Origin of the sequence: Aerolutibacter ruishenii, from assembly GCF_007830115.1 — a bacterium.
GTDB classification, from domain to species: Bacteria; Pseudomonadota; Gammaproteobacteria; order Xanthomonadales; family Xanthomonadaceae; genus Aerolutibacter; species Aerolutibacter ruishenii.
On the sequence record NZ_VLKP01000001.1, the window covers coordinates 167,109 to 189,757 of the forward strand.

At 66.3% G+C, this 22,649-nt stretch carries 20 protein-coding genes; 6 read left to right on the forward strand and 14 right to left on the reverse strand.

What is annotated here, in order from left to right; all coding sequences use genetic code 11:
- The first annotated feature begins 69 nt into the window (after positions 1 to 69).
- The 5 genes from IP93_RS00785 to IP93_RS00805 are packed head-to-tail and all read left to right on the forward strand — an operon-like array spanning position 70 to position 6,190.
- Entirely contained in the window at positions 70 to 531 is a 462-nt protein-coding gene (locus IP93_RS00785; RefSeq protein WP_144811037.1) for a pilin, read from the forward strand.
- Positions 532 to 538: 7 nt separating this feature from the next.
- The gene (locus IP93_RS00790; protein WP_144811039.1) at positions 539 to 2,260 is read left to right on the forward strand and encodes a hypothetical protein; all 1,722 of its coding nucleotides are present in this window, start codon (positions 539 to 541) and stop codon (positions 2,258 to 2,260) included.
- A gap of 57 nt (positions 2,261 to 2,317) precedes the next feature.
- Positions 2,318 to 4,045 (forward strand): type IV-A pilus assembly ATPase PilB, encoded by a 1,728-nt coding sequence (pilB, locus tag IP93_RS00795; RefSeq protein ID WP_144811495.1) that lies wholly within the window; start codon positions 2,318 to 2,320, stop codon positions 4,043 to 4,045.
- A gap of 3 nt (positions 4,046 to 4,048) precedes the next feature.
- Entirely contained in the window at positions 4,049 to 5,305 is a 1,257-nt protein-coding gene (locus tag IP93_RS00800; RefSeq protein ID WP_144811041.1) for a type II secretion system F family protein, read from the forward strand.
- A 21-nt stretch (positions 5,306 to 5,326) separates the two neighbouring features.
- Positions 5,327 to 6,190, forward strand: a complete 864-nt coding sequence (locus IP93_RS00805; RefSeq protein ID WP_144811042.1) for a prepilin peptidase — start codon at positions 5,327 to 5,329, stop codon at positions 6,188 to 6,190.
- A 24-nt stretch (positions 6,191 to 6,214) separates the two neighbouring features.
- Here IP93_RS00805 and coaE read toward each other — a convergent pair whose 3' ends face one another.
- From coaE to IP93_RS00835, 6 genes are all read right to left on the reverse strand, one after another.
- A complete protein-coding gene (gene coaE, locus IP93_RS00810) occupies positions 6,215 to 6,841 on the reverse strand; it encodes a dephospho-CoA kinase (RefSeq protein ID WP_144811044.1) in 627 nt (208 codons plus the stop codon).
- The gene (locus IP93_RS00815; RefSeq protein ID WP_144811045.1) at positions 6,838 to 7,146 is read right to left on the reverse strand and encodes a type II toxin-antitoxin system RelE/ParE family toxin; all 309 of its coding nucleotides are present in this window, start codon (positions 7,144 to 7,146) and stop codon (positions 6,838 to 6,840) included. The genes coaE and IP93_RS00815 overlap by 4 nt, the downstream gene beginning before the upstream one ends.
- Complete coding sequence (locus IP93_RS00820; RefSeq protein WP_144811047.1) at positions 7,134 to 7,391, reverse strand: type II toxin-antitoxin system Phd/YefM family antitoxin; 258 nt, start codon at positions 7,389 to 7,391, stop codon at positions 7,134 to 7,136. The genes IP93_RS00815 and IP93_RS00820 overlap by 13 nt, the downstream gene beginning before the upstream one ends.
- A gap of 45 nt (positions 7,392 to 7,436) precedes the next feature.
- A complete protein-coding gene (gene mutT / locus IP93_RS00825; RefSeq protein ID WP_144811049.1) occupies positions 7,437 to 8,489 on the reverse strand; it encodes an 8-oxo-dGTP diphosphatase MutT in 1,053 nt (350 codons plus the stop codon).
- Positions 8,490 to 8,503: 14 nt separating this feature from the next.
- Entirely contained in the window at positions 8,504 to 11,212 is a 2,709-nt protein-coding gene (gene secA, locus IP93_RS00830; protein WP_144811050.1) for a preprotein translocase subunit SecA, read from the reverse strand.
- Positions 11,213 to 11,322: 110 nt separating this feature from the next.
- Positions 11,323 to 12,246 carry a M23 family metallopeptidase gene (locus IP93_RS00835; protein ID WP_144811052.1) on the reverse strand — a complete coding sequence of 308 codons (924 nt, stop codon included), beginning with the start codon at positions 12,244 to 12,246 and terminating at the stop codon, positions 11,323 to 11,325.
- A 7-nt stretch (positions 12,247 to 12,253) separates the two neighbouring features.
- On the opposite strand from IP93_RS00835, the gene IP93_RS00840 reads away from it, so the two are divergent.
- Entirely contained in the window at positions 12,254 to 12,685 is a 432-nt protein-coding gene (locus tag IP93_RS00840; protein ID WP_144811054.1) for a DciA family protein, read from the forward strand.
- 313 nt (positions 12,686 to 12,998) lie between these two features.
- Here IP93_RS00840 and lpxC read toward each other — a convergent pair whose 3' ends face one another.
- The 8 genes from lpxC to ftsW all read right to left on the reverse strand — a co-directional run bounded on the left by lpxC (position 12,999) and on the right by ftsW (position 22,649).
- The gene (lpxC, locus tag IP93_RS00845; protein WP_144811055.1) at positions 12,999 to 13,907 is read right to left on the reverse strand and encodes a UDP-3-O-acyl-N-acetylglucosamine deacetylase; all 909 of its coding nucleotides are present in this window, start codon (positions 13,905 to 13,907) and stop codon (positions 12,999 to 13,001) included.
- 340 nt (positions 13,908 to 14,247) lie between these two features.
- Positions 14,248 to 15,519 carry a cell division protein FtsZ gene (ftsZ, locus tag IP93_RS00850; RefSeq protein WP_144811057.1) on the reverse strand — a complete coding sequence of 424 codons (1,272 nt, stop codon included), beginning with the start codon at positions 15,517 to 15,519 and terminating at the stop codon, positions 14,248 to 14,250.
- Between the two features lie 184 nt (positions 15,520 to 15,703).
- Positions 15,704 to 16,954 carry a cell division protein FtsA gene (ftsA, locus tag IP93_RS00855; RefSeq protein ID WP_144811059.1) on the reverse strand — a complete coding sequence of 417 codons (1,251 nt, stop codon included), beginning with the start codon at positions 16,952 to 16,954 and terminating at the stop codon, positions 15,704 to 15,706.
- Positions 16,951 to 17,763 (reverse strand): cell division protein FtsQ/DivIB, encoded by an 813-nt coding sequence (locus IP93_RS00860; RefSeq protein WP_144811060.1) that lies wholly within the window; start codon positions 17,761 to 17,763, stop codon positions 16,951 to 16,953. Before IP93_RS00860 ends, ftsA begins: the two co-directional genes overlap by 4 nt.
- Entirely contained in the window at positions 17,760 to 18,761 is a 1,002-nt protein-coding gene (locus IP93_RS00865; protein WP_144811496.1) for a D-alanine--D-alanine ligase, read from the reverse strand. The genes IP93_RS00860 and IP93_RS00865 overlap by 4 nt, the downstream gene beginning before the upstream one ends.
- A 2-nt stretch (positions 18,762 to 18,763) precedes the next feature.
- Positions 18,764 to 20,224, reverse strand: a complete 1,461-nt coding sequence (gene murC, locus IP93_RS00870) for a UDP-N-acetylmuramate--L-alanine ligase (protein WP_144811062.1) — start codon at positions 20,222 to 20,224, stop codon at positions 18,764 to 18,766.
- Positions 20,221 to 21,315 carry an undecaprenyldiphospho-muramoylpentapeptide beta-N-acetylglucosaminyltransferase gene (gene murG, locus IP93_RS00875; protein WP_242006675.1) on the reverse strand — a complete coding sequence of 365 codons (1,095 nt, stop codon included), beginning with the start codon at positions 21,313 to 21,315 and terminating at the stop codon, positions 20,221 to 20,223. Before murG ends, murC begins: the two co-directional genes overlap by 4 nt.
- Positions 21,312 to 22,649, reverse strand: a complete 1,338-nt coding sequence (gene ftsW, locus IP93_RS00880) for a putative lipid II flippase FtsW (protein ID WP_144811064.1) — start codon at positions 22,647 to 22,649, stop codon at positions 21,312 to 21,314. The genes murG and ftsW overlap by 4 nt, the downstream gene beginning before the upstream one ends.

Consider the following 22,649-nt stretch of genomic DNA (forward strand, 5'->3'; position numbering starts at 1 on the left):
CAAGCCGACGGACCGGGGAAGCCGGACCTGCAGGCACGTGAGCTCTAAATCACTCCTAGGGGAAATACCATGAAGAAGAACATGCAAGGCTTCACCCTGATCGAACTGATGATCGTTGTGGCGATCATCGCTATTCTGATGGCGATCGCGATTCCCGCGTATCAGGACTACACCGTTCGTGCCCGAGTCAGCGAGGCGGTTAACCTCGTCGCGCCCGCCAAGCTTTCTGTGGCCGAATACACCCAAGACAAGGGCTCACTCCCGACTGACTCCGCCGCCGCTGGCTACACCAGCGCGTCTTCGAAGTACGTTTCGGGCATTGCCATTGCCAACGGCGTGATTACTGTCACGTTGGCCACGTCTGCTGACCTCGCCGGCATGTCCGGCCAAACTCTAACGTTCACCCCGAATTGGACCACGGGTGCAACTCGCGTCGATTGGTCTTGCTCAATCGCCTCGAACACCAACTACAAGTACGTCCCCGCCACCTGCCGCAACACGACGGCCAGCTCTTCGGCATCCTCTAGCTAAAAGCGCAATGCTGACCGTGATGGACCCAAAGGACCCCGGCATCGCCCGGGGTCTTTTTTTCGCGAAAGCCAAACCTGTAGCTATTTCGGCCATTATTGCGTTCACAATCACGCTCGTTTGGCTGAAAAGCGGGTTTTCAGCTTTTGACGACGGCGCCTATGCCTGGGCAATGGAAGAGCTTTTCTCTGGCAAGGTACTTCATCGGGACGTGCCTTGGCCCCACCCCGGTTACGTACTGTGGATCCTCCTGCCCTTTGAGCGTTTTCTGGAGCAGGACATTGCGAATTACCGCGCGCCCCTGCCGTGGCTCGCGGCCTTTACAAGCGCATGTGTGACCACACTCTTCCGCAACCCTTCTGCTTCGACGGGCGCACTTTGTGGCATCACTATTTCCGCTCTTGGGTTTGTTCAATTCGCCACCTACAGCGCGAGTTGGTTTGCGGTCGCGTGCATGGCGGGGAGCGTTGCAGCGGCACACAACTCCCGTAGCACCTCAGGAGCAAGCCGCACTATCCTAATTGTCACAGCGGGCTCGTTCGCTGGACTGGCATTTGGCTTTCGCGGCCCAAACGGGGTAGCAGCCTTGGTTGCCAGCTGCATGATAATCGCGCAAGTCGAAGCGAATTCTTCGCTACGGCCCGCCTCAGCATTAGACGTGGGGCTTGGAATGTGTTTCGCCCTGGCGGGACTCGTGATTTTCGCGCTGGCGGGCGACATTGAAAAGATCTACCTCGCAACCCCAGCAGTGCTAGCTTGCGGGCTAGCGACAGCAGCGGCCCTGCGAGGGAAACTTAAAACCCAAATCATCACGCTAGTCCAGCTAGCGCTCGGCTTCTTGTTGTCAATATCGCCGATAATTGCGTGGGCCATTGTCAATAACGCCACACGCGAAATATTGACTGACATTTATGAAATACCTCTTAGGATAAGCAAGGGTGTGGACCCCTACCACCCAAATGGCATCAAAGATCTCATCTCGCAATTCCTAGAAATAATCGACGGGAACTTATCCGGCATCACGTCGATGAACCTGATAGTGTTTCTCCTATTCGTAGCGAGCCCCGCCATCACAGTCCTCGCGCTGCGCAGAACGAACCAAAGCCCACACCCATCCTCAATGTGGATTCTTGCGGCATTCTCGGCAGTGGGGATACTTTCCTTGCCTCGGCTTCTCTACGCTTGCTATGTCATCCCATTTACAGCGCTTACCATTTACCAATGCTTTGAGCAGCGCAAGCGCTCCGGAATTACCCTCCTCTTACTGTGCGGAGTTTTTCTTTTCATTTCCCCCAGAGGATTATTCCCGGGTAGCTTTGGGTGGATGACCAACAAGTCAGGTATTGAGGTCGCGACATGTCCAGTTGACAGATGCTCGGTAAAGCTTGACGCAAGAGCCGCCAGCTTCTTCAAAACGGACATTGAAGTACTTCGCAACGCATACACCCCGGACACTCCCTATGTAATTCTGCACACTTCCGCCCCTTACGTTTACTTTCTCGACAACCCAACCCCCTTCACCCTGAATCGATACGACTATCTTGGCAGTTATGAAGAGACCGCTAGTTTTCGCTCGGAGTTTTTGTCGAACCCGAAGTTGATAGTCGCCGTTCCCCGGGACGAGGCAGATAAACATCAAGCACTTCTTACGGACTACAATCTGGACAAGACGGAAGGGCGATGGCTATTTTATAAGAGGGCAGCTGTCCAGCTAAGAACGAACTCGCCATGAACTCGTTCGATGTCTGACAAAGGCCTGCGTAAGCATCTCTTCCTGAAGGACACCTATATGAGCGCGACTGCAAACGCCAATCTGGTGGGAGTTACTGGTATTGCACGGCGCTTGGTCTTAGATGGCGCGCTGGATGAACAACGCGCGCGTGAAGCAATGGCAACCGCCACGGCGGACCGCAAGCCATTGGGCCTTTGGCTTGCCGAGCAACGCTGGGTCACCCCCGCGCAATTAGCGGCTGCTAATTCTGTCGAGTTCGGCACGCCCCTGTTTGACGTAGGCGCTCTGGATCCAGCCCTCTCGGCCATCAAGTTGGTCGACGAAGAGCTGCTGCGTAAGCACAACGTCCTTCCGTTACTTAAGCGCGGTAACCGCGTGTACCTGGGCGTTTCTGATCCCACCAACACTGCCGCTCTGGATGCCATCAAATTTCAGACCAACCTGGTCGTGGACGCCGTGCTGGTGGACGAGGACCGTATTCGCCGAACGCTAGACCAGTGGTTGGCGGCAGCGGACGCTCTGGCCGGTGATATGGACGACGGTGAAGGTCTCGAAAAGCTGGAGGTATCGGGCGGCGAGGATGACATTGCCGCCGGTGACGCTGGCGTAGACGCGAAGGGCGACGACACCCCGGTCGTCAAATTCGTCAACAAGGTGCTGGTCGACGCTATCCGCCGTGGCGCCTCGGATATCCATTTCGAGCCCTACGAGACGGACTACCGCGTACGCCTGCGTATTGATGGCCTGCTCAAGCAGGTGGCCAAGGTGCCACCCAAGCTCTCCCCCCGCATCGCGGCCCGCCTCAAGGTAATGGCCCAACTGGACATCGCCGAGAAGCGGGTACCCCAGGATGGTCGCATCAAGCTGAATCTGAGCAAGAGCAAGCAGATCGACTTCCGTGTCAGCACCCTGCCCACCCTGTTTGGCGAAAAGGTGGTGCTGCGTATTCTGGACGGGGGCGCCGCCAAGCTGGGCATCGACAAGCTGGGCTACGAGGAGGAGCAGAAGGCCGCCTTTCTTGAGGCCATCCACAAGCCCTATGGCATGGTGCTGGTTACCGGCCCCACGGGTTCGGGTAAGACGGTGTCGCTGTATACCGCCCTGAACATCCTGAATGACGAGCACCGCAACATTTCCACGGTAGAAGACCCCGTGGAAATCCGGGTGCCGGGTATCAACCAGGTGCAGATGAACATCAAGCGCGGCATGACCTTTGCCGCCGCCCTGCGCAGCTTCCTGCGCCAGGACCCGGACGTGATCATGGTCGGCGAAATCCGCGACCTCGAAACCGCCGAGATTGGCATCAAGGCGGCTCAGACCGGTCACATGGTGCTGTCTACCCTGCACACCAACGACGCCCCCCAGACCATCGCCCGCCTGATGAACATGGGTGTGGCGCCGTTCAACATCACCAGTTCGGTCACGCTGGTCATTGCCCAGCGCCTGGCCCGCCGGCTGCATGACTGCAAGCGCAGGGTGGACCTGCCCGAGCATGCCCTACTGGCCGAGGGGTTCACCCCCGAAGAAATCGCGGCCGGACTCACGCTTTTCGAGGCCGTGGGTTGCCCTGACTGCACGGAAGGGTATAAAGGACGGACGGGCATCTACCAAGTGATGCCCATGACCGAGGAGATCCAAGAGATCATCCTCGCAGGGGGGAATGCCATGCAGATTGCCCAGGCAGCCGAGCGCTCTGGTGTCAGTGACCTGCGTCGGTCCGCCCTGCGCAAGGTCAAGGCAGGCGTCACGAGCCTCACCGAAATCAACCGTGTGACCAAGGACTAAACCATGGCCGTGTCGCGATCCGCAGCCAAGCAGACCCCCGAGGTGCGCCGCAAGGATGCGCTGCCCGTCTTTGTCTGGGAGGGCAAGGACAAGCGCGGCATCGTCATGAAGGGTGAGCAGGTGGGCAAGAACGCCAACATCATCCGCGCTGAACTTCGCCGCCAGGGCATTGTTCCCACGGTGGTCAAGCCCAAGCCCAAGCCGCTATTCGGGTCCGCCGGCAAACGGATCACCCAAGGCGAGATCGCGATTTTCAGCCGTCAGATCGCCACCATGATGAAATCTGGTGTGCCCATCGTTACTTCCCTCGAGATTATGGCGGGGGGGCAGAAGAACCCCAAGATGAAGGAGATGCTGAACGGAATTCGGGCGGATATTGAAGGGGGCTCGGCTTTCAGCGAGGCATTGGCCAAGTATCCGGTTCAGTTCGACCAGCTCTATCGCAACCTTGTCAAAGCTGGCGAGTCTGCAGGTGTACTGGAAACTGTGCTGGACACAGTAGCCAGCTACAAAGAAAACCTCGAGGCCCTAAAGGGCAAGATCAAAAAGGCGCTGTTCTATCCGGCGACGGTCGTCGCCGTTGCAATTTTGGTGAGTGCGATCCTGCTGATCTTCGTGGTTCCCCAGTTTCAAGCCGTCTTTTCCAGTTTTGGCGCTGATCTGCCAGCCTTCACAAAATTGATCATCACGGCCAGCGACTTCATGATCGCCTATTGGTGGGCAGTGCTACTGCTTGTAGGTGGCGCGATCACAGGGTTAGTCATGTTGAAGAACCGGTCACCCGCGTTTGCAAACTTCATAGACCGAATGATGTTGAAGCTCCCAATCGTGGGCAAGATTCTGCATGAATCGTCTATCGCACGCTTCGCCCGGACCCTGGCGGTGACGTTCAAAGCAGGCGTACCCTTGGTGGAGGCGCTGGACACCGTAGCAGGTGCCACGGGCAACCAAGTGTATGAAAACGCCGTGTACCGAATACGCGACGACGTCGCGGTTGGCTACCAAGTGAATATGGCCATGAAGCAGGTCAACCTGTTCCCCCACATGGTTGTGCAGATGGTGGCTATTGGCGAGGAAGCAGGTGCCCTCGATACGATGTTGTTCAAGGTCGCCGAATTCTACGAGCAAGAGGTGAACAATGCCGTAGATGCCTTGTCAAGCTTGATGGAACCGCTGATTATGATTGTGTTGGGCGTGGTGGTAGGCGGCATGGTCATCGGCATGTACCTCCCCATCTTCAAGCTCGCCGCCGCGATCTAAACCGCAGGACCGCACCCCGCAATGGCCTTCCTAGACCAGAACCCCGCCATCGGTTTTCCGCTGGCGGCCGGCCTCGGCCTGCTTGTCGGCAGCTTCCTGAACGTGGTCATCCTGCGGCTGCCTCGCCGCATGGAGTGGCAGTGGAAGCGCGACAGCCGCGAGATCCTCGGCGAGCCCGATACCTACGACCCGCCGCCGCCCGGCATCGTGGTGGAACGTTCGCACTGCCCGCACTGCAAGCATCAGCTGAGCTGGTACGAGAACATCCCGGTGGTCAGCTGGCTGGCGCTGGGCGGCAAGTGCCGCAGCTGCAAGGCCCCCATCTCCGCGCAGTACCCGCTGGTGGAACTACTGACGACGCTGCTGTTCCTGGCGTGCGTGTGGCGCTTTGGTTTTGGCTGGCAGGGCTTCGGGGCCATGGTGTTCACCGGCTTCCTAATTGCCATGTCGGGCATCGACCTGCGCACCCAACTGCTGCCGGACCAGCTGACCCTGCCATTGATGTGGCTGGGGCTGATCGCGGCCGCGGATAACCTCTACATGCCCGCCAAGCCTGCACTGCTGGGCGCGGTGGCCGGCTACGTCAGCCTGTGGAGCGTGTGGTGGGTGTTCAAGCAGCTCACCGGCAAGGAGGGCATGGGCCACGGCGACTTCAAGCTGCTGGCGGCCCTTGGCGCCTGGGTCGGGCTCAAGGGCATCCTGCCCACCGTCCTGCTCTCGTCGCTGGTGGGCGCGATCATTGGGTCGATCTGGCTCGCGGCCAAGGGCCGCGACCGGGCTACGCCGATCCCGTTCGGCCCTTACCTGGCAATTGCCGGGTGGATCACGTTCTTTTGGGGCGAACAGCTGGTGGACGGCTATTTGAAGCTGGCCGGGTTGGCCTGACCGACCGCCGTCACGGGGGCGATCTCAGGCCCCGACGCGCGCTTCCACGGCGAGGCGTCGGTACAGGCGGTCCAGCGCCTCCACATGCGCCTGCAGGGCCGCCAACGGCCCGTCATTGACGATCACGTCGTCGGCCACGGCCAGCCGCTGCTCCCGGGTTGCCTGCGCGGCAATCATGCGCTGCGCCAGGGCGGCATCACTGCCGTCGCGGGCCATCAGGCGGGCCTGCTGCACTTCCGCGGGGACATCCACCACCAGAATGCGGTCCAGCCAGGCATAGGCCTCGCGGCCGCCGCCCTCGGCCAGCAGGGGGATGGCCGCAATGGCATAGGCGCCGGGCGCGGCCTCGCAGGTGGCGCGCAATTGGGCGCGCACGCGGGGGTGGATGATGGCTTCCAGCCGGCGTCGCGCGGCTTCGTCGCCGAACACGTGCTGGCGCATGGCGGCGCGGTCCAGCGAGCCATCCGGCGCCAGGATGCCTTCGCCGAAGCTGGCGACCACTTCGGCCAGCCCCGATGAGCCGGGCGCTACGGCGTCGCGGGCGGCAATGTCGGCATCCGCCACGGTCACACCCAGCGCCTCGAACCGGCGGGTGACCTCGCTCTTGCCTGAGGCAATGCCGCCAGTGACGGCCACGATGTAGTCGCTCATTCGCTGCCCCCACGCAGGCCCGTCACAAGGCGCTCGGTGCGCACGACGTGCAGGATGTACACGGTGCCGGCCATCAAATCGTGACGGTACAGGATGCGGCACGGCGGTTCGACCAGTTGCCGGTACCGCCCGTCTGGCAACTCTGGAACGCCGGGACCGCTCTCGGGATGACGGCCCAGTTGCTCGACGCGCTGCAACACGCGCTGCACAAGCACCGCCGCGGCGAACGGGCTTTCAATCGCGATGTAGTCGGCAATCGCATCCAGATCGGTTACGGCCGGTTCCGTCCAGACTATTTCAGCCATCGTGCCAGGCGATCCTTCGCGTCGGCGTGGGTCAGGGTGCGTCCGTCCTGGACGGCTTGTTCGCCGCGGGCGATCCCTTCGAGAATCTGGACCCGGCGCTGCATGGACTCGAACGTGTCCACATCGACGAGGTAGGCGCTGGGCAGGCCATGTTGGGTGATCAGAATCGGCTCGCGATCCTTGGTCAGGCCCGCAATCAGCTCCGTGGCTTGGCGCTTGAGCGTGGTGACGAGTTCGATGCGCATAAAAGTGACACTAAAGTATCCCTTGCTGGAATTCAAGGGATGGACTCAGCCCCACCACGCACGGATGGCGGCGATGCCCTGTGCGCCGTGACGGCGCGCCTCCGGCAGATCGGCGGCGCCAAGGCCGCCGATGGCGTAGATGGGCAGCGAGACCGCCTCGCGCAGGCGGGCGAAGGCGTCCCAGCCGATGCCGGGTTCGCCGGGGTGGCTGGGGGTGGGCTTGAGTGTGCCGAGCACGGCGAAATCGCAGCCCAGGTCCTGGGCGCGGCGCAGGTCTTCAAGCGTGTGGCACGAGGCGCCGACGGGCACGCCGTCGGGCATGGGTCGGCGCGCGGGCTCGACCAGTTGCGCCGCACGCAGGTGCAGGCCCACGCTCAGCTGGGCCGCCAAGGTGGCGTCGCCGTTGACCAACACCTCGGCGCGCGCGGCGCGGCAGCGTTCCGCGGCTACGGCTGCCAGCAGGGGCCAACGGGCGGGGTCGTGGCCATGGGCACGCAATTGCACGCGGCGGATGCCACTGGCGAGCGCGCGGTCCAACGCCTGCAGCCATCGCTGCTCCGCAGGCGACAGCGGCTGCGGATCGCGACGCAGGCGTTGCCCGATCTGGCCGAGGTTGCCCACCACCCGGTCCACCGCCGACAGGACGCCCGTCGCACCGGGCTCCGGCGTGACCAGGTAGCGGTCCGGCTGTCCCAGTGCAGCCACCACCGGAACATCCGCGGGGGGCATCTCGTAGGCGGCCAGCTTGTGCGGGGGCACCCACACCAGCGCCTGGCCCTCGCGGCCGCGCGCCGTGCCGCTGAACGCGCGCACTTCGCGCACGTCCAGGCTCAAGTGCTTGTCGGGGTACTGCTGGGGAACGGTGATGACGTGATCGCCGATCTCCGCTTCGATGCCCAGCTCCTCACGCAGCTCACGCACGAGCGCGCCTTCGGGCGACTCGCCGGGCTCGCGTTTGCCGCCGGGGAATTCCCAGCGGCCGGCCAGGTCCCGGCCCTCGGTACGACGGGCCAGCAGGATGCGGCCGCGGGCGTCGCGGATGACGCCCGCTACAACCTCGATCGACCGCCGCGCCGGCTCAGCCACCGGCGCGGACATCGCGGACGCCTCGGTCAGGCGAGCTGTCCATGGCAGTGCTTGTACTTCTTGCCGCTGCCGCATGGGCAGGGGTCGTTGCGGCCGATGTTGGCGAAGGCGGCCTCGTTGACCTGCGCGGCTTCCTCGTCGGCGCCATAGCCGCCGGCGTCGGCGTGCTGGAACTGCATCTGCCGGGACTGCGCTTCGGCCTGGGCGCGCTCCTGTGCTTCCAACGCCGCGATCTCGTCCTCGGTCTGGATGCGCACGCGCGCCAGGAAGGTGGTCACTTCGCGCTTGACCTTCTCCAGCATGTCGCTGAACAGCTCGAAGGCTTCCTTCTTGTATTCCTGCTTGGGCTGCTTCTGCGCGTAGCCGCGCAGGTGGATGCCCTGGCGCAGGTAGTCCATGCGGGCCAGGTGTTCCTTCCAGTTCTGGTCCACCACGTTGAGCATGATGTGGCGCTCCAGCATGCGCATGGTCTCGGCGCCCAGCGCCTGCTCACGCGTGCCGAAGTATTCGTCCACGGCCTTGCGCACGTGTTCGGCGATGCCTTCGGCATCCAGCTCCTCGTGCTGCTTGACCAGGCCCTGCAGGTCCACCTGCACGCCCAGATCCTCGGCCAGGGTGGCCTGCAGGCCCGGCAGGTCCCACTGCTCGTCCACCGAGTTCATCGGCACGTAGCGCTGCACGATGTCGCCCACCACGTCGTCGCGGATGCCCAGGATGTTCTCCTGGATGTCCTCGGCGTCCAGCAGCTCGTTGCGCTGGCCGTAGATGACCTTGCGCTGGTCGTTGTTGACGTCGTCGAAGTCGAGCAGGTTCTTGCGGATGTCGAAGTTGTGGGCCTCGACCTTGCGCTGCGCGTTGGCGATCTGCTTGGTGACCAGGCCGCTCTCGATGACGTCGTCTTCCTTCAGGCCCATGCGCGCCATGACCTTCTGCACCCAGTCGGCGGCGAAGATGCGCATCAGGTTGTCTTCCAGCGACAGGTAGAAGCGGGACGAGCCCGGGTCGCCCTGGCGGCCGGCGCGGCCGCGCAACTGGTTGTCGATGCGGCGGCTTTCGTGGCGCTCGGTGCCGACGATGTGCAGGCCGCCAGCGGCCTTCACTTCCTCATGGCGCTGCTGCCACTCGGCCTTCAGGCGCGTCTTGGTGGCGTCGTCCACTTCGCCTTCGGCTTCCAGCGCGGCCAGTTCGGACTCCCACGAGCCGCCCAGCACGATGTCGGTGCCGCGACCGGCCATGTTGGTGGCGATGGTGATGGCGCCCGGGCGGCCGGCCTGCGCCACGATGTGCGCTTCGCGCTCGTGCTGCTTGGCGTTGAGCACTTCGTGGGCGATGCCCGCTTCGGTCAGTTGCTGGCTCAGCAGCTCCGACACCTCGATCGACGTGGTGCCCACCAGCACCGGCTGGCCCTTGGCGTTGGCGGCCTTGATCTCGTTGGCCACGGCGCGGTACTTGCCGGCGCGATTGAGGAACACCGCATCCGGGTAGTCCTTGCGCTGCACGGGCTTGTTGGTGGGGATTACGATCACTTCCAGGCCGTAGATGCTCTGGAACTCGTAGGCCTCGGTGTCCGCCGTGCCGGTCATGCCGGCCAGCTTCTTGTACATGCGGAACAGGTTCTGGAATGTGATGCTGGCCAGCGTCTGGTTCTCGCGCTGCACCGGCACGCCTTCCTTGGCCTCCACCGCCTGGTGCAGGCCGTCGGACCAGCGGCGGCCGGCCAGGGTGCGGCCGGTGAACTCGTCGACGATGATCACTTCGCCATCGCGCACGATGTAGTCCACGTCGCGCTGGTAGATGGCATGCGCACGCATGGCGGCGTTGAGGTGGTGGACCACGGTCAGGTTGCGCGGGTCGTACAGCTCGTCGTCGTCGCTGAGGATGCCGGCGCCGCGCAGCAGCGATTCGGCGTGCTCCTGGCCGGACTCGGACAGGTGCACCTGCTTGCCCTTCTCGTCCACCCAGAAGTCGCCTTCGCTGTCTTCCTTTTCCTGGCGGCTGAGCTGCGGGACGATGCGGTTGACCTTGATGTACAGCTCCGGCGACTCGTCGGCCGGGCCGGAGATGATCAGCGGGGTGCGCGCTTCGTCGATCAGGATGGAGTCCACCTCGTCGACGATGGCGTAGTGCAGGCCGCGCTGGAAACGGTCTTCCTTGGCCAGCGCCATGTTGTCGCGCAGGTAGTCGAAGCCGAATTCGTTGTTGGTGCCGTAGGTGATGTCGCTTGCGTAGGCGGCGGCCTTGTCGCCGTGCGGCATGCCCGGGTACACCACGCCCACGCTCAGGCCCAGCCAGTTGTACAGCTTGCCCATCCACGCCGAGTCGCGGCGCGCCAGGTAGTCGTTGACGGTGACCACGTGCACGCCCTTGCCTTCGAGCGCGTTGAGGTACACCGGCAGCGTGCCGACCAGGGTCTTGCCTTCGCCGGTGCGCATCTCGGCGATCTTGCCCAGGTGCAGCACCATGCCGCCGATCAGCTGCACGTCGTAGTGGCGCATGCCAAGTACGCGCTTGGCGGCCTCGCGGCACACGGCAAAGGCTTCGGGCAGGATCTTGTCGAGCGCTTCACCGTTGGCGATGCGCTGCTGGAACTCGGGGGTCTTGGCCTGCAGCTCGCTGTCGCTGAGCTTCTGGATCTCCGGCTCGAGCGCGTTGATCTTGTTGACGGTGCGTTGCAGTTGGCGCAGCAGGCGGTCGTTGCGGCTGCCAAAAACGCGGGTAAGCAGGCTGTTGAGCATGGACGGTTCCGAAGCGGAAATGAAAACAGGGCGCTGGGCGCCCTGTCTTGGCGGTCGTTCATTCTAGCGTGGTGGCGGGTCAACGCGCTTTCAAGCGCTCGCCACCGGCCTCAGCCGCGGACTTTCACCTGCAGCGGCGACTGCTGGCTCAGGAACTTGCGCGGGTTGACCACGGCGCCGTTCTGCCACACTTCGAAATGCACGTGGGCGCCGGTGGAGCGGCCCGACGAGCCGGCCTTGGCGATCTCGGTGCCGGCACGGACCAGTTCGCCCACCCGGCGGGTCAGGCGTGAATTGTGCGCATAGCGGGTGACAAAACCGTTGCCGTGGTCCACCTCGACGGTGTGGCCGTAGCCGGAGCGGTCGCCGGAAAAGCTGACCACGCCGTCGGCGGCGGCCAGCACCGGGTCGCCCACGTTGGCCTCGAAATCGATGCCCTTGTGGAACTGGCGGCCGCCCTTGATCGGGTCGGCGCGGGTACCAAACGAGGAGGTGATGTACTTGCCCTGGATCGGCTCGCGGCCGGGCACGGCGTTCATCGCCAGCTGGGTGTTGAACAGCAGCGACTCCAGCACGGACAACTGGTCGCCGGAGGCGGCGAACTTGCGCTTGAGATCGTCCATGCCGTCGACCAGTTCGCCCACCGGCATGTCCTCGACGGCATCGCCGCCGCCCACGCCGACCGGCTGGTCAAAGTCGAACTCGCCGTCCTGCAGCTGCCCCATGCGGGTCAGGCGCTCGCCCAGGGCGTTGAGGCGGTTGGCCTCGGCCTGCAGCTCGCCCAGGCGGGCGGCCAATGCGTTGACCTCGCGCTGGGCCTCGCGGCGGATCTTGTTGGTTTCGGCCTGTTGCTGCTGCACGTCGGCGCGCAGGGCGGCGGTGACCGCCAGGCTGGTGCCGCCGCCGAGGACGGCACCGGCGCCCAGCAGGACTGCGATGGCCAGCAACGGCCGGCGCGCGCCCTTGTGGGCCAGTTGGTGCACGAAGCGCAGGAACGGCCCGTGCGATTTGTTTAGGATGGTGTGATAGGTCATATGTCCGATGTCTGATTCCCGATCCCCGCCCTCCCCGCCTTCGCCCCAGGACGCACTTGACGTGCTCATGGCGGCGCCGGCCGGAAACACGTTGCGTCGCGCCTTGTGGCTCGACAGCGTGGACCGTCGGTTACGTCCCCATCTGCCCCCTTCATTGGCGGCGCATGCGCGCCTGGCCAACCTTGAACGCGGCAGACTCGTGTTTGTCGTCGATGCCCCGGTGTGGCACGCCAAGCTGCGGCTTGCGGCTCCGGTGATCCTCGACGCGGCCCGATCCATCGGACTCGACGTGGCCGAAGTCGTCGTCAAGACAACTCCCCCCGTTGCACCGCCTGGGCAGACAACGCGGAAGGCCATCCCCATGTCCGCGGCTGCACTGAAAGACCTGCAGGCGGCATTGGCGTCACTCAAGAACCCTGACCCCACAGGGTCTGACTGACGCCGACCGGGGCCGGATGGCGTGGCGCGCAACCTGCGTGCCGGCCGTCCTTTTCCGGGAGGACGGGGCATCCTAACGGCCGCCACTTCCCTTTTTGTTAAGTCGCCGGAAGCGTTTCGGTAATATATCGTTAAAATTACGTTAATACGTCACGCGACATTCACGTCCGTGACCGGTTCGGCAGTTGGAATGCGTAGGCCGGCGCGGAATGGCCGGGGGGCCGAAAACGTGCGGCCCGGTCGGACCGGACCGGACCGGACCAAACTGGCCCCCGGGCCCGGCCTTCACGCCAGGGCCGATCCGCCTGCGGCCGTCAGACCGGGACGGGAATGCCGTAGGTGACGGGCGCGTGGGCCTCGTCGGCGAAGGTCACTTCTTCCCAGGCCGACTGCTCGGCCAGCAGGGCGCGGACCAGCTTGTTGTTGAGGGCGTGGCCCGACTTGTAGCCCTCGTAGGCGCCGATGATCGGGTGACCGGCCAGGTACAGGTCGCCCACCGCGTCCAGGATCTTGTGGCGCACGAACTCGTCGGCGTAGCGCAGACCGTCGTCGTTGAGCACGCGGAACTCGTCCAGGACGATGGCGTTGTCCATCGAGCCGCCCAGGCCCAGGTTGCGCTCGCGCATGTACTCCAGGTCGCGCATGAAGCCGAAGGTGCGGGCGCGGCTCACTTCCTTCACGTACGAGGCGGTGGAGAACTCGATCTCGGCGCGCGATTGCGAAGCCGGGATGGCCGGGTGGTCGAACCGCACCGTGAAGCCGATGCGGAAGCCGTCATGCGGCTCGAAGCGGGCGATCTTGTCGCCGTCGCGCACTTCCACCGGGCGGGTGATGCGGATGAAGCGCTTGGGCGCGTCCTGCTCGGTGATGCCGGCGGACTGCAGCAGGAACACGAACGGGCCTGCGGAGCCGTCCATGATCGGCACTTCCGGCGCGGACAGGTCGATGTAGGCATTGTCGATGCCCAGGCCGGCCATGGCCGACAGCAGATGTTCCACGGTCTGGATCTTGGCCGGGCCGCGGCTCAGCCCCGTACACAGGGTGGTTTCGGTGACCAGGTCGGCGCGTGCGGGGATCTCCACCACCGGCTCAAGGTCAACGCGACGGAACACGAGCCCGGTGTCCACGGCGGCCGGACGCAGGGTGAGGAAAACCTTTTCACCGCTGTGCAGGCCCACGCCGGTGGCGCGGATCACGTTCTTGAGGGTGCGTTGACGGGGCATAGGCGGGGGAGGCCTTGGGTCTGGTTGCGTTGGCCGGCTGGGGCGGATGAGAACCAATCCCACGTTCAGTCGCGGAAGGTTAGCACGGCCGAACCTGAATCCCGGCGAAAACCGGGGACACAGCGTCCCGCCATTGTCATCGTTGCCGGCAAGACTGGCCGGTCGGCGCCGCATTGGCTGCAGCACGCCGACCGGCCCAATCCCCTGCCCGGAAGGGCTGGGGCAAAGTGTTCCACGCCCGGACAACGCCCTGCGGCATCGCCGGGTACATGGACAGGACACGGCCCCGCGGAGGGGACCGCCGGACGCCGCTGGCGACGGCGCCCGGGTGCCGCGCCGGTCAGTCCGCCTGGCGGCGGAGGAAGGCCGGGATGTCGAGGTAGCTGTCGAAGTCGGCGGCACCGGTGGACGAGGCCGGCTCGGCGGCCGGACGCGCCGCGTTGCTGCGCAGGCTGCCACCGAAGCTGGGGATGGCCGGGCCGGCCGGGTTGAACGAGGCACCGGGGGCGAAGGCGTCGGTGACGTCATCGATCGGCAGGCCTGTGGTGCCGTCCAGGCGGGCGGTGTTGCGCACCAGTTCGACCTGCGGGCGGCGGTGGGTCTGGAAGCCGTTGTCGCGGCCGGTGTCGCGCACGGACTGGCGGGCGGTGGCGCGGTTCAGGCCGGTGGCGACCACGGTCACCTTGACCTCGTCCTGCATGTCCGGGTCGAGCACGGTGCCGATGACCACGGTGGCGTCCTCGGAGGCGAAGCCTTCGATGGTGCGGCCCACTTCGTCGAACTCGGCCATGGTGAAGTCCGGGCCGGCGGTGATGTTGACCAGGATGCCGTTGGCGCCGGCCAGGTTGACGTCGTCCAGCAGCGGGTTCTGGATGGCGGACTCGGCGGCGGCCTGCGCGCGGTCGTCGCCGCGGGCGCTGCCGGTGCCCATCATGGCCAGGCCCATCTCGCTCATCACGGTACGCACGTCGGCGAAGTCGACGTTGATCAGGCCCGGGCGCACGATCAGGTCGGCGATGCCCTGCACGGCGCCCAGCAGCACGTCGTTGGCGGCGCGGAACGCCTGGATCATGGTGGCGTTGCGGCCAAGGACGGTGATCAGCTTTTCATTGGGGATGGTGATCAGCGAGTCGCAGTGGTGGCTCAGTTCCTCGATGCCCTTGAGCGCGACCTGCATGCGGCGGCGGCCTTCGAACGGGAACGGCTTGGTGACCACGGCCACGGTCAGGATGCCCATCTCCTTGGCCAGCTGCGCCACCACCGGCGCGGCGCCGGTGCCGGTGCCGCCGCCCATGCCGGCGGTGATGAACACCATGTCGGCGCCCTGCAGCGCGTCCATCAGGCGCTCGCGGTCTTCCAGCGCGGCCTGGCGGCCGACTTCGGGGTTGGCGCCCGCGCCCAGGCCCTTGGTGACGTTGCTGCCCAGCTGCAGCTGCAGCTTGGCGCCGCAGTTCTTGATCGCCTGCGAATCGGTGTTGGCGGTGATGAACTCCACGCCGTCGACGTTGCCATTGACCATGTGCGCGACCGCGTTGCCGCCGCCGCCGCCCACGCCCACGACCTTGATCACCGCATTCGGGGCCATCTGTTCAACCAGTTCAAAGTGCGCCATGTCCGTGTCCTCGATTGTCTAATTATGTGTGCTGCTTGTTGTGGGTGTCGTGTTGCTGTCTTGCCACTCGGGGATGCGCGTCCTTGCGAACTGTCTTTCGACAACGCGTCCACTTTGTGTCTCGTCGCCTCGCCTGCCTGCCGGTGGCCGCGCCTTCGCGACCGCCGCGTAACGTGTCGCGCCGTCAGAACTCGCCGCGGTACCAGGTTTTCAACTTGCTCAGGAAGCCACCCGCGCGCCCGGTGGGCAGCACCGGTCGGCGCGGATTCTCGATCTGACTGCCCATCAGCAGCAGGCCCACGCCGGTGGCGTGCACCGGGTTGCCGACCACTTCGCCCAGGCCGGTGACGTGCTGCGGGATGCCCACGCGCACAGGCATCTGCAGCATCTCTTCGGCCAGTTCGACCACGCCTTCCATCTTTGCTGCGCCGCCGGTCAGCACCATGCCCGCGCGCACGTGCTGTTCGAAGCCGCTGCGACGCAGCTCGGCCTGCACCATTTCGAAGATTTCCTCGTAGCGCGCCTGCACGGCCTGCGCCAGCGAGGCGCGCGGCATGCGGCGCGGCGGGCGGTCGCCCACCGACGGCACCTGGATCGACTCTTCCGCGGTGGCCATCTGCGCCAGCGCGCAGGCGTAGCGCACCTTGATCTGCTCGGCCTCGGGCGTGGGCGTGCGCAGCATGTGCGCGATGTCCTCGGTGACCTTGTCGCCAGCGATCGGCAGGCTGGCCGAGTGCGCGATCGCGCCGCCGACGAATACCGCGATGTCGGTGGTGCCCGCGCCCATGTCGACCAGCGCCACGCCCAGTTCGCGCTCGTCGCTGGTCAGCACGGCGTTGCTGGAGGCCAGCACGCCCAGGATCAGGTCATCGACCTGCAGGCCGCACTTCTGCACGCACTTGGTGATGTTGGCGGCGGCGGCGGCGGCGCAGGTGACCAGGTGTGCGTGCACCTCCAGGCGCACGCCGGTCATGCCAACCGGGTTGCGGATGCCTTCCTGCGACCCGTCGAGCACGTAGTCGCGCGGAATGGCGTGCAGGATCTTCTGGTCGGCCGGGATGGCGACGGCCTTGGCCGCTTCCAGCACGCGGTCCAAGTCGGCCAGGGTGACTTCGCCATCGCGGATCGGCGCCACGCCCTGCGAGTTGCGGCACTGGATGTGGCTGCCGGAGATCGACGCGTACACCGAGCGGATCTCGCAGCCGGCCATCAGCTCGGCTTCCTCGATGGCGCGCTGGATGGACTGCACGGTGGAGTCGATGTCGACCACCACGCCGCGGCGCATGCCGCGCGATTCGTGCGAGCCGATGCCGATGACCTCGATCGGGTTGCCCGGGCCGTTGTGGTCGGGCGTGTACTCGCCGACCAGCGCCACCACCTTGGAGGTGCCGATGTCCAGGCCGACGATCAGGGATTTGTCACCCTTGCGGTTCATGTCTGTCCTTGCTGCGTGGTGCTGCCGCCCGGCTGTGCCGGTGCGGACGGAGAAACGGGAGCCTCCGGCCTGGCCGGCGCGGGCGCGGGCGCCCAGGACAGGGCAAAGCCGTTGGTGTAGCGCAGGTCGGCGCGGGTCAGCACTTTCTCCTGCTGCGCCAGCAATTGCGGCATCAGTCGCACGAAGCGCTTGAGCCTGGCGCGGGCCCCGCTGCGGCCCACGATCACTTCGGAGCCGGCCGCGGCCAGCTCGCCGCTACGCGCACGCGAATGCAGCACCAGGCTCCAGCTGCCGCGCGCGTCGATCTGCAACACGTCCACATCGAAGCCGATGGGCGTGAACAGTTCGCGCGATTCGTTGTACAGCGCGACCACTTCGGGCACGCGCGATTCGGCGCCGCCCAGTCGGGGCAGGCCCGGGGGCACCTGCACGCCCTTGGCGGGGAACAGGCGGCCCTGCTGCGAGAGCAGGCGGTCATCGCCCCAGCGGGCGAAGGGGCGATGTTCGGTCACGCGCACTTCCAGCACGTCGGGCCAGCGTTTGCGCACGTCAGCCGACTCCACCCACGGCAGCCGCGCGACCGCAGTGCGCGCGCCTTCCAGATCCACGGCAAAGAAGCCGCGCTGCGCGTAGGGCATCAGCGTCTTCTGCAGCAGCGCGCCGTCCACGCGCTGGAACTCGCCGGTCACGCGCAGCTTGGACAGCGGCCATTGCGAGGCCCCCACCCAACCGTTGACCACGGCCACCACCGGCAGCGCCACGAGGGCCACCGCAAGCAACCAGCCGGCGAGTCGCAGGATCGCACTCACGCCGCCGCACCCCCTTGCACGCTGGACTCCAGCACGCGCCAGCACAGCGCTTCGAAACCGATGCCGACCTGGCGCGCGGCCTTGGGCACCAGCGAGTGGCTGGTCATGCCCGGCGCGGTGTTCACTTCGAGCAGGTAGAACTGGCCAGTGCCGCGGTCGCGCATCACGTCCACGCGGCCCCAGCCGCTGCAGCCGGCGGCCAGGAACGCGGCCAGCGCGATGCGGCGGATCTCCGCTTCGGCGTCGCCTTCCAGGCCCGGGCACAGGTACTGGGTGTCCTCGGCGATGTACTTGGCGTTGTAGTCGTACCACTCGCCCTTGGGCACGATGCGGATCGAGGGCAGCGCGGTGTGGCCGTCGCCGTTGGCCAGGATGCCGACGGTCAGTTCGTCGCCGACCACCAGCTGCTCCATCAGCATTTCGCCGGGGTAGCGGGCGGCCAGCGCGACGGCGTCGACCAGGCCGGCTTCGTCGTGCACGCGCGAGACGCCCACGCTGGAGCCTTCGCACGAGGGCTTGATGATCAGCGGCATGCCGATCTGGCGGGCCGCCGCCTGCACGTCGTCACGCACGCCCTGCTCACTGCGCGCCAGGCGCACGTAGCGCGGGGTGGGCAGGCCGACGCTCAGCCACACCTGCTTGGTGCGGATCTTGTCCATCGCCAGCGCCGAGCCGAGCACGTCCGAGCCGGTGAACGGCACGCCCAGCGCGGTCAGCAGGCCCTGCAGCACGCCGTCCTCGCCGCCGCCCTTGTTGCCGTGGAGGATGTTGAACACGCGGTCGACCTTGCCCGCGCGAATGGCGTCGACCAGCGCGGGGATGCCGTCCACCGCGAACGCGTCGACGCCGGTGGCACGCAGTGCATCCAGCACGTTGCGGCCCGAGTCGAGCGACACCTCGCGCTCGGAACTGGTGCCCCCCATCAGCACGGCCACGCGGCCGAACACGGACGGGTCGCTGACGCGGGGAGCGGCGAAGGACAGGTCGCTGGCCGGCATGCTCACGGGGTTTCTCCTTGCGAAGCCGCGTCGGGGAAGCCGGCACGGGCGATGGATTGCGCGGCGTGGCCGATGTCGCCCGCGCCCATCATCAGCAGCAGGTCGCCATCGGCGAGGATGTCGGGAAGCACGCCCGCCAGTTCGCTGGCGGCATTCACCACCACCGGATCGATGCGGCCACGCGCGCGGATGGCGCGCGCCAGCGACTTGGCATCGGCGCCGGCAATGGGCGCTTCGCCCGCGGGATACACCTCGGTCAGCACCAGTGCGTCCACCGTCGACAGCACCGCGGCGAAGTCGTCGAACTGGTCGCGGGTGCGGCTGTAGCGGTGCGGCTGGAAGGCGACGACCAGGCGACGCTCCGGCCAGCCGCCGCGCGCGGCGGCGAACACCGCCTCCAGTTCCCTGGGGTGGTGGCCGTAGTCGTCGACCAGCATGACCTTGGCGCCCCTGGCCGTGGTGGGCTCGGCCAGCAGGTTGAAGCGTCGGCCGATGCCGGCGAACTTCTCCAGCGCGCGGGCGATGGCCTCAGCGGTGACGCCCAGTTGCCAGGCGACCGAGGCGGCGGCCAGCGCGTTGAGCACGTTGTGGCGACCCGGCAGCGCCAGCGTCACCGGCGTGCGCGAGCCGTCCGGCAGGCACAGCGTGAAGCGCATGTGCGGACCGGCCTGCTCGACGTCGACGGCGTGGACATCGGCGTGGTCGCCAAACCCGTAGGTCATCACGTGGCGCGAGGTGCGCGCGGCCAGTGCCGCCACTTCCGGATCCTCGACGCACAGCACGGCCAGGCCGTAGAACGGCAGGCGGTGCAGGAATTCGTCGAACGCGGCCTGCACCTTGGCGAAGTCGCCGCCGTAGTTTTCCAGATGGTCGGCATCGATGTTGGTGACCACGGCGATCTGCGGGTTCAGGCGCAGGAAGCTGCCATCGCTCTCGTCGGCCTCGGCCACCAGCCATTCGCCCTTGCCCAGGCGCGCGTTGGCGCCGGCGGCAAGCAGTTGCCCGCCGATGACGAAGGTGGGGTCGATGCCGCCCTCGGCCAGCACGCTGGCGGTCAGCGAGGTGGTGGTGGTCTTGCCGTGGGTGCCGGCCACCGCGATGCCGCGCTTGAAGCGCATCAGCTCGGCCAGCATCTCCGCGCGCGGCACCACCGGGATGCGCTGCGCGCGCGCTTCCATCAGTTCGGGGTTGTCGGCCTTGATCGCGCTGGACACCACCACGCAGTCGGTGCCGAGCACGTTGGCCGCGGCATGGCCCTTCTGCACGCTGATGCCGAGTGACGCCAGGCGGCGGGTCACGGCATTGTCGGCATTGTCCGAGCCGGAGACCTGGTAGCCCAGGGTGCACATCACCTCGGCGATGCCGCTCATGCCCACGCCGCCGATGCCGACGAAGTGCACGCGCGGGAAGGCCTTGGCGAGGTCGCCATTGTGTTGCAGGCGGCGGCGAAGGGCCGAACTCATGCGGTGTGCTCCAATACGATGTCGGCGACGCGGTCGGCCGCGTCGGGTTTGGCGAGCGCGCGCGCGGCCTGGGCCATGCGCAGCAGTGCTTCGCGCTGGCTGAGGGTTGCGAGGCTGGCGCCCAGGCGCTCGGCCAGGTCGTCGCCCTGCGGCAGCAGCTGCGCGGCGCCGCGCTCGACCAGGTACTGCGCGTTCTTGGTCTGGTGGTCGTCCACCGCCTGCGGGAACGGCACCAGCAGGCTGGGCACGCCCACCGCGCACAGTTCGGCCAGGGTCAGTGCGCCGGCGCGGCACACCACCACGTCGGCCCAGGCATAGGCGGCGGCCATGTCGGCGATGAAGGGTTCGATCGAGGCCGCCACGCCGGCATCGGCGTAGGCCTGCTCGGCTTCGGCGCGCATCTTCTCGCCGCACTGGTGGCGGACTTCGAACGCCAGGTTGCCGCGCAGGCCGGCGATGGCCTTGGGCACCGCGGCATTGAGCGCGCGTGCGCCCTGGCTGCCACCCAGCACCAGCACCCGCAGCGGTCCCTGGCGGTCGGCGAAGCGCTGTTCGGGCGGTGCCACGGCGGAAATCTCCGCACGCACCGGGTTGCCCACCACTTCTTCCTGCACGGTGTGGAAGGTGTCCGGGAAACCGGTCAGCACGTGGCGCGCCAGGCGCGACAGCACGCGATTGGTCATGCCGGGGGCACGGTTCTGCTCGTGCACCACCAGCGGGATGCCGGCCAGTCGTGCGGCCAGCCCACCCGGGCCCGCCGCGTAGCCACCAAAACTGATCACCGCGCGCGGCTGGCGCTGGCGCAGGATCTGCCCGGCTGCGCGCACGGTCGACAGCAGTTTGAACGGCGCAGCCAGCAGCGTGGTGATGCCCTTGCCGCGCACGCCGCGCACCGCGATGGTGTCGATGGCGATGCCGTGCTGCGGCACCAGCCGGGTTTCCATGCCGCCTTCGGCGCCCAGCCACAGCACCGGCTGGCCACGCTCGCGCAGCGCGCGCGCGACCGCAAGGCCGGGGAAAATGTGGCCACCGGTGCCACCGGCGAGGATCATCACCGGGTGCAGGTCGGTATCGGTGGCTGCGGGCTTCATGCGCCCCTCCCGAAGATCGGTTCGATGCGCTGGCGCAGGCGGCTGGTGCCGCGTGCCGCGTCCGCGGTCTTGGCGGCGCTGGCGCGGGCCGCGGTGGCCATGCCCGGCAGCGGCTGCGCGGTGGGCGGAATGTAGGCGGGCGTGCCGGAGGTGGCCGCGGCGCTTTCGCCACGTCGCAACGCCACCTGGCGCTGGGCGCGGTCAAGCTCGTAGGACACGCGCAGCAGCAGGCCCACCGCGATGCAGGTCATCATCACGCTCGAACCGCCGTAGGAAATCAGCGGCAGGGTCAGGCCCTTGGTGGGCAGCAGGCCCAGGTTCACGCCGATGGACACCAGCGCCTGCAGGCCGATCCACAGGCCGATGCCGAAGGCGCAGTAGCCGGGGAAATGACGGCCCATCTCCACGCAGCGGTAGCCCACCCAGAACGCGCGGCCGACGAAGGCGGTGAACAGGCCCACCACCACCAGCACGCCGAGGAAACCGAACTCTTCGGCGATCACCGCCATGATGAAGTCGGTGTGCGCTTCGGGCAGGTAGGACAGCTTCTGCACCGAAGCCCCGAGGCCGACGCCCAGCCATTCGCCGCGCCCCACGGCCATCAGCGCGTTGGCCAGCTGGTAGCCGGCGCCGAACGGATCGGCGAACGGGTCGGTGAACGAGGTGATGCGGCGCATGCGGTAGGGCTCGGCGATGGCGATCACCGCCAGCACCGGCAGTCCGACCATCACCGGCGCGAACATCCGCGGCATGTTGACGCCGCCCAGCACCAGCATGCCCGCGGTGATGGCCAGCAGCAGCGACGACGAGCCGAAGTCCGGCTGCATGAGCAGGATGGCCACCAGCACCACCGCCACGCCCAGCGGCTTGAGCATGGCCGGCCAGGTGGCATTGACCGCTTCGCTGAAGCGCTTGAGGTAGCTGGCCAGCCAGATGATGAAGAACAGCTTGACCGCCTCCACCGCCTGGAAGCCGGCGATGCCCAGGTTGAGCCAGCGGCGAGCGCCGTTGACGGTCCTGCCGATGCCGGGCAGGAACACCAGCAGCAACAGCACGAAGCACGCCAGCAGCAGCCACCAGCTGTGCTGCTCGACCGTCTTGAGGTCGGTGCGCGCGATCCATGCGGCCAGCACCAGTCCGCCGCCAATGAACACGCTGTGGCGCAGCAGGTAGTAGTAGGGGCTGTTGCCTTCGTCCTCGGCGATGGCCACCGACGCCGAACCGACCATCACCACGCCCAGGCACACCAGGGCCAGGGCAATGCCCAGCAGCCAGGGGTCGAATCGGCCCTGGATGGCGTCGAAGCGGGTGGCCTGGCGGGCGGCGGTGTCCAT

Bases quoted from the DNA above. Each gene is read 5' to 3' on its own strand.
- coaE (WP_144811044.1), bottom strand. From the start codon at position 6,841: ATGAGCGACTACATCGTGGCCGTCACTGGCGGCATTGCCTCAGGCAAG.
- IP93_RS00785 (WP_144811037.1), top strand. From the start codon at position 70: ATGAAGAAGAACATGCAAGGCTTCACCCTGATCGAACTGATGATCGTT.
- IP93_RS00815 (WP_144811045.1), bottom strand. From the start codon at position 7,146: ATGGCTGAAATAGTCTGGACGGAACCGGCCGTAACCGATCTGGATGCG.
- murC (WP_144811062.1), bottom strand. From the start codon at position 20,224: ATGAGTTCGGCCCTTCGCCGCCGCCTGCAACACAATGGCGACCTCGCC.
- mutT (WP_144811049.1), bottom strand. From the start codon at position 8,489: ATGTCCGCGCCGGTGGCTGAGCCGGCGCGGCGGTCGATCGAGGTTGTA.
- IP93_RS00805 (WP_144811042.1), top strand. From the start codon at position 5,327: ATGGCCTTCCTAGACCAGAACCCCGCCATCGGTTTTCCGCTGGCGGCC.
- IP93_RS00800 (WP_144811041.1), top strand. From the start codon at position 4,049: ATGGCCGTGTCGCGATCCGCAGCCAAGCAGACCCCCGAGGTGCGCCGC.
- IP93_RS00790 (WP_144811039.1), top strand. From the start codon at position 539: ATGCTGACCGTGATGGACCCAAAGGACCCCGGCATCGCCCGGGGTCTT.
- lpxC (WP_144811055.1), bottom strand. From the start codon at position 13,907: ATGCCCCGTCAACGCACCCTCAAGAACGTGATCCGCGCCACCGGCGTG.
- IP93_RS00820 (WP_144811047.1), bottom strand. From the start codon at position 7,391: ATGCGCATCGAACTCGTCACCACGCTCAAGCGCCAAGCCACGGAGCTG.
- ftsA (WP_144811059.1), bottom strand. From the start codon at position 16,954: ATGAACCGCAAGGGTGACAAATCCCTGATCGTCGGCCTGGACATCGGC.
- ftsZ (WP_144811057.1), bottom strand. From the start codon at position 15,519: ATGGCGCACTTTGAACTGGTTGAACAGATGGCCCCGAATGCGGTGATC.
- IP93_RS00865 (WP_144811496.1), bottom strand. From the start codon at position 18,761: ATGCCGGCCAGCGACCTGTCCTTCGCCGCTCCCCGCGTCAGCGACCCG.
- IP93_RS00835 (WP_144811052.1), bottom strand. From the start codon at position 12,246: ATGACCTATCACACCATCCTAAACAAATCGCACGGGCCGTTCCTGCGC.
- IP93_RS00840 (WP_144811054.1), top strand. From the start codon at position 12,254: ATGTCTGATTCCCGATCCCCGCCCTCCCCGCCTTCGCCCCAGGACGCA.
- secA (WP_144811050.1), bottom strand. From the start codon at position 11,212: ATGCTCAACAGCCTGCTTACCCGCGTTTTTGGCAGCCGCAACGACCGC.
- murG (WP_242006675.1), bottom strand. From the start codon at position 21,315: ATGAAGCCCGCAGCCACCGATACCGACCTGCACCCGGTGATGATCCTC.
- ftsW (WP_144811064.1), bottom strand. From the start codon at position 22,649: ATGGACACCGCCGCCCGCCAGGCCACCCGCTTCGACGCCATCCAGGGC.
- pilB (WP_144811495.1), top strand. From the start codon at position 2,318: ATGAGCGCGACTGCAAACGCCAATCTGGTGGGAGTTACTGGTATTGCA.